This is a genomic window from Geofilum rhodophaeum, from assembly GCF_002210225.1.
Taxonomy (GTDB): domain Bacteria; phylum Bacteroidota; class Bacteroidia; order Bacteroidales; family Marinilabiliaceae; genus Geofilum; species Geofilum rhodophaeum.
Map to the genome: position 1 here is coordinate 1 of NZ_MWUJ01000037.1, position 9,978 is coordinate 9,978.

Sequence of the window (9,978 nt, forward strand, 5' to 3'; positions counted from 1 at the left end):
CCGCCATTAGGTATATGCGATGTTAGGGGCTGGCATTTACTTATTTATTACTAACACTGAATCTTTTCCGTTTATCATTAATGAACTATTAACGTCAAAAATACTATCTAACTTTCCTTTCACCGCCTGTTTAAATTCGGCTTTCGCTAATTCAAAATTGTATTTACCGTCCGTATCAATATATTTTAATTCATTTATGCCATAACAAAAATTGAAACGATTACTAAATAATACTGAATCTACATCTTTAAAAGTAATCTGACTATGGGAAGTTTTTGTCACTATTTGATAAAGTTGACGACCTGTTAAATTTGCACAGTTTATAGAATAATCAGTACAAAGTAATGCTTTTGCATCCTGGGAATCAGTAAAATTACATCTTTCAAATGCCAAAAACTCATTATGTAATTTCACATAAGCATGCATTTTATGTTCACGTGCATAAAAATCCAGAATATTGAATTCTGATTGGAGAAATTCTTCTCCTTTAATTAATTTCTCAACACACCAATCAATAGGAAAATCACCATATGTTAAAATCTTTCCATCCCTATCAATTAATACAGTATGCTGCGATGCACTATGACCAAATACGGTTTCTTTATGCTGATTTTCTCCTTCACAAATATTTAGCTCCGGGTATTTGTTTTTTATTTCCTCTATTGGTTTATTAATACTGTGGCTTATGATATATATATTTAAATCATCTTTATATTTTCTTGCTAATTCACCTAAATTATCAGGAACAGTGGGATGGTATTTACATTTTCCAAACCAATACAATACAACTACTTTTCCTTTTAACTCATCAAGATTGACTAACTTTTCTTCATTTAAATTATGCTCTAAAACATGCAATATATACTTTGGAGCATCCTCTGTTCTTTGGGGATGATTCAAAATGCGCATATATGCTTCTTTATACTCTTTTCTCAAGTAAAATTGGTTACTGTCAATTGGGAGTTTGCTACCAACATAGAAATACCAAATCGCCACTAGTACTACAAATCCTATGATGCTAAATAATATGATCCTAAGAATCCATTTTAATGCTTGCTTTAATATTCTCATTATAAATTCGATGGTTTTGTATTTTGCTTGCCCCTAACGCCCACATGTATGAAATTGTTGGGGGCTTGCGAGCGTCGTTATTGTCTGCCGTTAAGAAATTTGCTACGGGGAGAGGAGTTGCCTATACACACATAAGCCACCAATATTTTATACATGATGTTGGGCACTGGCATTTATTAACCCAATAGCAAATTCTTAAAAATAAATCCTGCTATAAACCCAAAAGTGGAATATACTGTAAATACGCATAAAAAATTGTCAACAGTAAAAATTTCTGGTATTTCAGTCGTGTATCCCCTATTTCTGTATTTCTTCTGCTTATTATAGATGTAGTACACTATCATAAAAATTGGAGTCATAATTAAATAGAATCCAATTGAAGCAACAGCCTGCAGCAATGAATCGGTAAAAACATATGGTTCAGAATCTGACAAAGGAAGCAGCAAATTAGTCCCCAAAATTAATGCAGCACAAATAATGGCTACTTTTAATCGATGAATTCTCCAATATAATCTTACAAGTTCAATCATTTGAGCTAATTGTTATTAGATGGGATAATTCCAAGAATGGCAGCCAGAATGCTTATTGCAACGATGAGCTGGTAGATTATAAGCCATATTTTTTTCCAGTCATTTTTCTTATAAAAAGCTGCGAATTGAGATATCACATATCCAAAAATCATGGAAGCTAAAAATTGAAATACTACACCTCCAATAACTTTCTCGAGGTTCGGAAGATTTACATACAAATATAAACCTGCTGAACAGAGCAATGTTATTGCAAGACGAACAGAAAATTCGCTTGTTTTTTTATAAATGTCTTGTAATTCTTTCACTAAATATTTTGATTTTGTGCGACAACCTTTTTGCTTGTGCCCAACGTGTGGCAATATGGTGCGTAGCGTATTCTTTGACAGTAAATATCTTATCCACATAGGGCCCTTACCCCAAAACCTGTTAACTGCCTACAAGAGAGCAGCTATGCAATATATTGCGTGTTGGCAAACGTATTTTTATAATAACCAGTCATTTAAAACCTTTTTAATAATCCAACTATTATCCTTTTTCTCAATCAGTAAAAAATAACCAGCACCCTCAAAAAGAAATGGATAAGTCTCAATTCTTAAAAGTCCATAATCTTTCTTTTTATCGAACAACACTGCTGAAACTGCAACTAATCCCCCGAATCTGCGGTCTTTTATGTCCCAAAAGTCGTCGTATTTGTTTTTTAAATCTGATAACAATAATAATTCATAACTAGTGGGCACATTAATTAATCCAATATTTAAAGTTTCACTTCTATAAATCGAATCCATTTTATTATTGTCTACAATCATTCTTAATAACTTGTCATTGCTATAAGTTCTATTTTCTAAATCATCAAGGTCAAAAATCAAACACGAATCAACTAATCCGATCAATAGTCTGGGATTAAGAGAGTCAATTATTTTTAACTTTTGTTCATATTCCTTAAGAATCAGGTTAGCAGTAACCGTATCAATTCCAATAAAATTTGAATCTTGGTCATAAAGTGGTGGCGGTGGTGGCAGAAACAAGTTTGTGCTATTTATTCTTAAACTATCAATCAGTTGTGGAAAAATATCACCTAATACTTTCTCATTATCCGAGTGTTCTATTTTGCAACTCAATAATGAAAAAAGAATCAAAATCAGATATGTTATTTTTTGTGCAGTCATTTTCTTAATATGTTTGCCAACGTGTGGCAATATAGTGCGTTGCGTCTTCTCTGTCAGTGAATATCCTTTCCACATAGGGCCACTGCCCAGAAACCAACTTGTTATCTATAAGCGAGCAGCGATGCAATATATTGCGTGTTGCCGCCATTTATGTACCCTCCTCGCATTTTGCTCTTCATCCAAGTCTGGGGGCGACAATACCGCCACTTCGCCGCGACCCCTATACCAACACCAAATCCCCGAAATCCGTTTGCCAATCCGTATGCCAGCATTTGATTTTAAGAAGTACTGGATATACGTTTCTACCAATCAATCATTTGACCGTATCGGGAAGCAAATAACGCTTTGCGAATCCCTTTCATCATTCAGCCAGTTTCTACCGGAGCCCGACACCGGTCTCCTAAACCCCACTTCCCTACGAAAACCGCTAAATTCTGCGTGTCCTACTCAGCACAAACCTTTAAAAACACCTATCCGCTGTCTGCGCACCCCTCACCTACACGAAACCCTTGATAAAGCAATCCGCGTAATCCATTTCAGAAGTCCGATTCTTTATGCGGGCAGTTTCTACCGAAACCCTGCACCGGCCTGCCAAACTTCACTTTCCTACGACAACCGCAAAAATCCAGGGTCCCTACTCTGCACAAACCTTTAAAAAACCTACCCGCTGTCTGAGCACCACCTTAATTTTACGAAACCCTGGTCAAAGCCGAATGGATTTCATTATTACGCTTCGCACCGATTTATTCATAAAAGTCTACCGGCGTATTCTGTCTGCTGACTATACGGTTTTATCTATTCTACCGAGTGCAAATCCATTAAACGCATGGGATGGGTTCTCTGTAATTGGCGGCAACGTTTTGCAATATGGCATGAAGCGGATTGCGAGCGATACACTATCAAACCGTGATGAAGTTGAAACGGGCTAAAACCGCTCCAATTAAGCACTTCACCGCTTTTTGCTATATTGCGTGTTGTAGTGCGTTTTTATTCTATTCTCAATTATTCCTTGTCCATTATTATCAATCAGTCTTTTCGGTATCCTTAATCTTTGAGATTTTGATATAACAAATGAGTAATAACTTTTTCTATCAAAGATTTTCTTGAAAGTTTCAAATCCAATTTTTGACTCATTTTTATCATCAGTAAGCAACAAAGAATCTTCATCTACCTGTATTGCTACGTTCTCAGTCCTATAGTTATCAAGTCTAAACAAAACCCATAGATAAGGCTTGAAAATCATATAAATACCATACAAAAGACAAAATCCAGAATATGCTACTGAAAACTTATCAAATCCCTTTCTATATAAATCAAGTCCAATGAGTATAAGTCCAGGCCCACCGATTAGTCTTAACAAAGTAATCCATTTGCCATAACCAAAATAGTAGTCCTGAAGGAACATTTTAATTTTCTCTTTTCTGTAAATCGTTTTCATTCTCAACATGTCGTATTATTCAAAAGCAGGGAATCTAAGAGTACCATTTATTGAACCATATATAATTGGAGTAAGGAACACAAATATAATTGGCAATATAAAAATCAACCATATATATTTAATTCGACCATCAACTAAATAATCATCATAAAGTTTAGGGATATTCAATTCTTTCAATTTTGACTTTATTAATCTATTATTTAAAAAGGTAAGTATTAAATACAGAGGAATACCAATATAATATTTCATCTTGCTATTAGGTTCTGCAGGAGTTTTATAAATCGATGAAATTCCATTAATAATCGCAAAAAGAGGAACTATCAAAGAAGCTTCCAATAAAGTTATAAATCCAAGTGTTCTTGTTATTGCAAGTGATTTATCCTTTTTATGAAAGTATAAATAAGTTTTAAATATTATATCATTTATCAGTTTCATGTATTACGGTCTTTCTTTAAATGCACTACAACGGTCACGTGTATGAAACGTTGGGGATTGCGGGCTTCATCACTGTATGCCGTTGCAAAAGCTGATGCGGGGCAGAAACATTCAATTAACCACTTAAACCCCAATGTTTTATACATGATGTTGGCGGTAGTATTTTATTGATTATCAAAGTATTTATCTATCAAACCTTGTCTGTTTTGTTCATCTGTTTTTATCATTTCTTTTATAAATTTTGTCATTGTCATAGGGTTAATTTTTATTTGACTTAATTGCAAATCTAATCCAGACGAACCAACTTCCTTGCTTAACTTTCTTGCCCAACGATATTGTTTATTCCTTGATTTAAATGATTTATCCATTGTCAAGGTTATAAACTTCTGACCAAATATATTTAAAGGCTTCGCATTCTTAATCAGGTTCCAGCTTATCAAGTCCTGTTTTGTGGTTCTATCCCAAATTCCAGTTTCATTTATAATAATCTGGGGTCTTTTATCGAACATGTGAAAAAATGCCAAGAAAAATCCAAATCCGAAAAATGGAACACCAATCCATCCCATAATCCTATCCACGAGAGTACTCTCATTTCTTAAAATCAACCAAATCCCAACAGCTACGAGTGGAATTGTCAATCCGAGTAGCTTTATCGCTTTCCATGGTGATTTATATAGTTTAATTTCAGTCATAGAAAAATAATAAAATCATTGCCGCCATGTAAATTGCAAATGCTATAAAGTCAATAATTGTAATTCTTCTCTCATCAAACAAGTCCGTTGTTGAACCTTTGCCAGGAGCGACCAATTCTTGTCCTTGAGTTTTTGCGCTTATAAATCGTAATATTTGGAAAAGAATCAACAGAGGAATGGTATTTCTTAATCCTGTTGAAGCATGTCCTTTTACATTCTGTAAATAATCAATGTCTTTTAGTTTGAAATAAATAAACAGCTGTATTAGTCCAAAGGCGAACCAAATTAAATAAACTTTCAGGTTTCTCAAGGATTTGTAATTAAACAGATATAGAAAGAAATGCGTTCCAAAAGCATACGCAAATAAAATATCTCTGTGCAATTTATAGTTAAGAGAATTGTTCCTATAATAAACTGTTAATCCAATTGATAAGACTAAATACAAGAAGATTGTAATCCTATCCCATTTTGTTGTTTTGCCAAAGTAAAATATCTGTTTTTCCATTTATTATTTTAGTCTATTCCATGTGCACGGTGGTCTCTCAATATTACCGCCAACGGTTTGCAATATAACCAGTGGCGGAGAGCGGGCGACATCACTGTCAACTGTTACAAAACATTGCGCGGGGCAGACGCTTTCAAGCTACCACCGCGCCCGACATTGGTTATATTGCTTGTTAGCGGTTCGGCATTTTTTCTTTTTGTTCTATCAATTTATCTTTTATCAGTCTTTGTAAATCGTCAAAATTATATTTCAATGTGTTGGAAGTTATTGACAATGGGGTTCCATACATTTTCATATTTCCTTGCATAAGTTTTCTTTTAAATCCATTTACCCTTTCCATATACTTATCAGGATTGTTAGTAAAAATCATCAAGAATTTTGTTGACATAACTTGTTCAGCTCTAATCTCAACAATGTCATTCCAATCGATTAGTCCAACACTTGTGGCATTTGTATTGTCCGTAATTCCGTTTTCATCAATTGTCAATCCAAGCGTTTTGTCAAACAGCTTTTTAAATCCATATACACCTACCGCACCAAAAAATAAAACTGCGACTATTCCTGCAATTCGTATTGCCTGTGGATTTCTAAAAATCGGAGAAATAAAAGTGTCAGGAGTTATTAAAAACAATGTCCCTAATATCACGAAAACTAATGCTCCAATCAATAGTAGAGAAATCTTTGACTTACTCAGTGGTATTTCAATCTTATTCATACTTTTTCAATTTTATCGTTAGGTTATCTGTGTGTCTAGTTTTATGCTGACCGCTAACGGACAAGTATATGCAAAGTGGGCGATTGCGGGCTTTAAACCTATCAAACCGTTACGATTTTTAAGCGGGCTACAACCCTTGAATTTACTACAATTCCGCCCATTTTGTATATACAGTGTTAGCGGTTTGTGCTTTCTATTTCTCCAATCTCAATCAGATGTTTTCTTATTATTTCACCCATATCAAGTAGTAATTCATTTTTCACATCAGCACTTAATTGTCTTGTGTGAATTACAAGTTTTTTGAAGTCAGGACTATAGTGTAGAAAAAACCAATTCCCTTTATTATACCAGAATTTTCCTTTTTCGTCCCCTGCATATGTTACTCCAAATATTTCGTCAATTTCTCTTATGTTGTCATTGTTTTTAATGTAGTCAGAACACGCTAATACAATGACAGGAAAATCCTGAATGAACTTCGATGATTTAAACAGTAGTTTACGTTCAGGGATTCCGCTTTTATCAGCATCAGAAGTTTTTTTCATTGGAGCGTCATTTATTTCAGTCGTAAAAGAATGTTTTAGAAAATCAACATAATACGCTCCACTTTCTTTATCTCTGATTATCTCCGATAATTTTTGATACTTACTCCATGTATTTTTACCCCAACCTGCTCTAAGTGGATGGTCTTGGTCAACCGAATATTCCAATATTTCACAGGTGTTCGATTTAATATGATTTTCCCAACTTAGAGCATTTTCCTCATACCATTCTCTTCCGATAGTATCATTAACATCAATAGCTGACTCTTTTCCAATCAAAAGAGTGTTAGAGTTTGGATTACCCGTACCGATGTAGTAGTTACCAACTCCGTTTTTTACAAAGTTTTTGAATTTGTCTCCGTACATTTTTTCTTAAATTTTAGTTACAATGCTAAACGTACACTTTCAGCAAGTTTCGCTTTGTCTGCATCTTGTAGGAAAGCGATATCCTCTGTAAAAAACACAGGAATATTTGTTCCGTTAAGAATAAAATGTCCGTCTTTCTCGGTATCAGGATGTACCCACCTGTCAGCTCCAAATATTAAGTCTCTGGTAATTGTACCGAAAAAGAAAATTGCAACAGGTTGGATTTTCACAATCGTTTCATAAGTAAGTTCAAGCTGTTCTCTGATAAAATCACTATTTGTTTGCAATAACATGTCTCTGTCATTTTCTCTTGCATAGAGAAGGTTTGTGTGTGAATACCCTTTTTCTATACTATCAGAAAATGATTCTAAGCTTTTAAAATAATCAGGAGCATCGTCTCTTTGATACAAGCTGCCATAAAGCAAAGACTTTTCGTCGTCACTTTTCAAAAACACTTCGTCGTCTGCAGGTTCATAAGACGGATTAATACCAACATATAAAATGCTATCTTTCACCCCGTCAGCAGAGAAAATTGGTCTGCGGCTAATTATATCTTTATCTACTGAATTTGAATACCTTTCCCAAATACTTGCAAGTGTATCAGAGATTCTGTTATCCTCGTTTAGGTCGAAGAAAACAGAAGATGCAATTACCTCTTCGTTGTTTTCAACATTTGCTTCTGTATTTTCTGCTATTGCTTTTTCTTTTTTACTACCTCTTAAATGATTGAATGCTTTTTTTGCTAATGCTCCGACATTTGCACCAATCACCCCATACAATCCTTCTGATTTTCTCTTTTCAAATTTTTGCAAAGTATCGAGATAATATTTCTTTTTCATTTCATTCAAACTATCAGATAAAACATCTAAGCATTCATTTAGCTTCAATAAGTATATATCTGACAACTCATTTTCAAGTCTGTTTTTATTTTTCTCTAAGCTTTTAGTTCCAACATCAAGTTTATTAGCCCACTTTTTTGTTTCAAGTATGCTAATCAGATAATTTACATTTTCAAGGCTTGGAGAGTCTGTGTTATAATTCAAAGCTGTTCTAATCTCCTCTTGTAATTCAAGAATGTATTTTTCCAAGAACTCCTTTTGTTCTTTATCCTGTTGCTCTTTGAATATTTTTTCTTGCAAATCCAATTCTGCTTTATGTTGCTTTTTTTGTTCTTTAAGCATCTTCATTTGCATTTCCTTTTCAGCTTGAATTCTAACAAGATTTGCTTCATGTTCTAATTGAGCTTTTGATGGTTTCGGTGCAGGAGGTGCTGCATTATGAACTCTTCGATATGGTGTTGAATGTTTATCTCCAAAAATCATATTAGAAACCATCTTTCCAGCATTCTTGCCGAGTTCTCTTTTAAATGAATTTCCTACTATACTCATATTTTTTATGTTTTTAAGATTCTATTATTGCTGTGTCGTTTCTTTGCATAACCGCTAACGGTGGCAATATGGCCAGTAAGGGATTGCGGGCGATTTCCTATCACGGTACACGAAAAGTTGAAGCGGGCTACAACCCTTCGCATACCACTGAAACCCTTATTGGCTATATTGTGTGTTGCCAGTAGTTTTTGTTTATGTCAGTCTAATTATTAAAATTCCAACAACCAAAAANCCAGTAGTTTTTGTTTATGTCAGTCTAATTATTAAAATTCCAACAACCAAAAATATTGAAATCCAACCAATTACTCGTTTCCTTTTTTTATTATATAGCTTTTTTCTTAAAGTCTCAATTGTAGATATTACAAAATTACCAATGCTAAATCCAGGCAAGGGCAACAAATTCAGCATACCAATGATTATCAAGTTTAACGAGAGCACCAATAAATAACCTCGGATATTGTTAATCTTTGATATAGAAACAAATCCACCAATATTTTTATATGCCGAAGGATTAGGATTAATTAAAATCAATGCCTGTTTCCAGATAGTTGAAAATCTTTCAAAAACATCAGAAAATCCAAAACTTTTTTCAGTTTGAATGATTTCATTCTCACCATTAGAGTCAAGCATTATCGGAACTATCGGATTAGCTGAATGATTTTGCATTAGTATAACTTTGTCTGAATCACTTAATACTATTTTATCTTGTATTCCATTTTTTTCTACTGACACTTCAATATCACCATTTTCAATAATTATTCTTTTTAAAATGTCAGTTACTCTTTCAATCTCTTGTCCATTAATTGATTTTATTTTCATGCTATCTTGAAATCCGAATTCCTTCATTTTGTTATTAAATGCCAATCCGTAAATAGCATTCTTATTTTCAATGTATGAGTCTTTTGTGGACTTTGTAATTCCAAATATTAACAGAAATGCTAAAATGAAGCAAAAAACAAATCCAGTTAGTTTTATAAATGGAATTGTCCAATTAAAACTATTCTCCAATTGGTTATATCTCTCTTTAAGAATCCACTTTGGTGTCAGATTCAATAAAATGTAAATAGTTATCGCTATTATTATCATGTATGCGTCTTTTTAAAATTACTGGCAACGTGTGGCAATATAGTGCG

Annotated in this window: 13 protein-coding genes; 1 reads left to right on the forward strand and 12 read right to left on the reverse strand. The window is 33.7% G+C overall.

Going from position 1 to position 9,978, the window contains the following annotated elements; all coding sequences use genetic code 11:
- Positions 1 to 36: 36 nt before the first annotated feature.
- The 4 genes from B4W65_RS16535 to B4W65_RS16550 all read right to left on the reverse strand — a co-directional run bounded on the left by B4W65_RS16535 (position 37) and on the right by B4W65_RS16550 (position 2,767).
- Positions 37 to 1,071 (reverse strand): TlpA family protein disulfide reductase, encoded by a 1,035-nt coding sequence (locus B4W65_RS16535; protein ID WP_088656274.1) that lies wholly within the window; start codon positions 1,069 to 1,071, stop codon positions 37 to 39.
- Between the two features lie 176 nt (positions 1,072 to 1,247).
- Positions 1,248 to 1,601: a hypothetical protein gene (locus B4W65_RS16540; protein ID WP_088656275.1), complete on the reverse strand. Its 354-nt coding sequence runs from the start codon at positions 1,599 to 1,601 to the stop codon at positions 1,248 to 1,250.
- A 5-nt stretch (positions 1,602 to 1,606) separates the two neighbouring features.
- The gene (locus tag B4W65_RS16545) at positions 1,607 to 1,906 is read right to left on the reverse strand and encodes a hypothetical protein (RefSeq protein ID WP_088656276.1); all 300 of its coding nucleotides are present in this window, start codon (positions 1,904 to 1,906) and stop codon (positions 1,607 to 1,609) included.
- A gap of 177 nt (positions 1,907 to 2,083) precedes the next feature.
- Complete coding sequence (locus B4W65_RS16550) at positions 2,084 to 2,767, reverse strand: hypothetical protein (protein WP_146697824.1); 684 nt, start codon at positions 2,765 to 2,767, stop codon at positions 2,084 to 2,086.
- A 554-nt stretch (positions 2,768 to 3,321) separates the two neighbouring features.
- Between B4W65_RS16550 and B4W65_RS16555 the strand changes: the two genes are divergently transcribed.
- Positions 3,322 to 3,696: a hypothetical protein gene (locus B4W65_RS16555; protein ID WP_088656278.1), complete on the forward strand. Its 375-nt coding sequence runs from the start codon at positions 3,322 to 3,324 to the stop codon at positions 3,694 to 3,696.
- Positions 3,697 to 3,716: 20 nt separating this feature from the next.
- Here B4W65_RS16555 and B4W65_RS16560 read toward each other — a convergent pair whose 3' ends face one another.
- The 8 genes from B4W65_RS16560 to B4W65_RS16595 form a co-directional block, all read right to left on the reverse strand.
- Positions 3,717 to 4,205, reverse strand: a complete 489-nt coding sequence (locus B4W65_RS16560) for a hypothetical protein (RefSeq protein WP_146697825.1) — start codon at positions 4,203 to 4,205, stop codon at positions 3,717 to 3,719.
- A gap of 15 nt (positions 4,206 to 4,220) precedes the next feature.
- On the reverse strand, positions 4,221 to 4,640 hold the full coding sequence (locus B4W65_RS16565) for a hypothetical protein (RefSeq protein ID WP_088656280.1): 420 nt from the start codon (positions 4,638 to 4,640) through the stop codon (positions 4,221 to 4,223).
- A 164-nt stretch (positions 4,641 to 4,804) separates the two neighbouring features.
- A complete protein-coding gene (locus B4W65_RS16570) occupies positions 4,805 to 5,332 on the reverse strand; it encodes an STM3941 family protein (RefSeq protein WP_088656281.1) in 528 nt (175 codons plus the stop codon).
- The gene (locus B4W65_RS17250; RefSeq protein WP_146697826.1) at positions 5,325 to 5,642 is read right to left on the reverse strand and encodes a hypothetical protein; all 318 of its coding nucleotides are present in this window, start codon (positions 5,640 to 5,642) and stop codon (positions 5,325 to 5,327) included. The genes B4W65_RS16570 and B4W65_RS17250 overlap by 8 nt, the downstream gene beginning before the upstream one ends.
- A gap of 367 nt (positions 5,643 to 6,009) precedes the next feature.
- Positions 6,010 to 6,552, reverse strand: coding sequence for an STM3941 family protein (locus B4W65_RS16580; RefSeq protein ID WP_088656283.1), 543 nt, complete (start codon positions 6,550 to 6,552; stop codon positions 6,010 to 6,012).
- A gap of 176 nt (positions 6,553 to 6,728) precedes the next feature.
- Entirely contained in the window at positions 6,729 to 7,457 is a 729-nt protein-coding gene (locus tag B4W65_RS16585) for a hypothetical protein (RefSeq protein WP_088656284.1), read from the reverse strand.
- A 17-nt stretch (positions 7,458 to 7,474) separates the two neighbouring features.
- Positions 7,475 to 8,845: a hypothetical protein gene (locus B4W65_RS16590; RefSeq protein WP_088656285.1), complete on the reverse strand. Its 1,371-nt coding sequence runs from the start codon at positions 8,843 to 8,845 to the stop codon at positions 7,475 to 7,477.
- A gap of 246 nt (positions 8,846 to 9,091) precedes the next feature.
- Positions 9,092 to 9,931, reverse strand: a complete 840-nt coding sequence (locus B4W65_RS16595) for a site-2 protease family protein (protein ID WP_088656286.1) — start codon at positions 9,929 to 9,931, stop codon at positions 9,092 to 9,094.
- Positions 9,932 to 9,978: the final 47 nt, after the last annotated feature.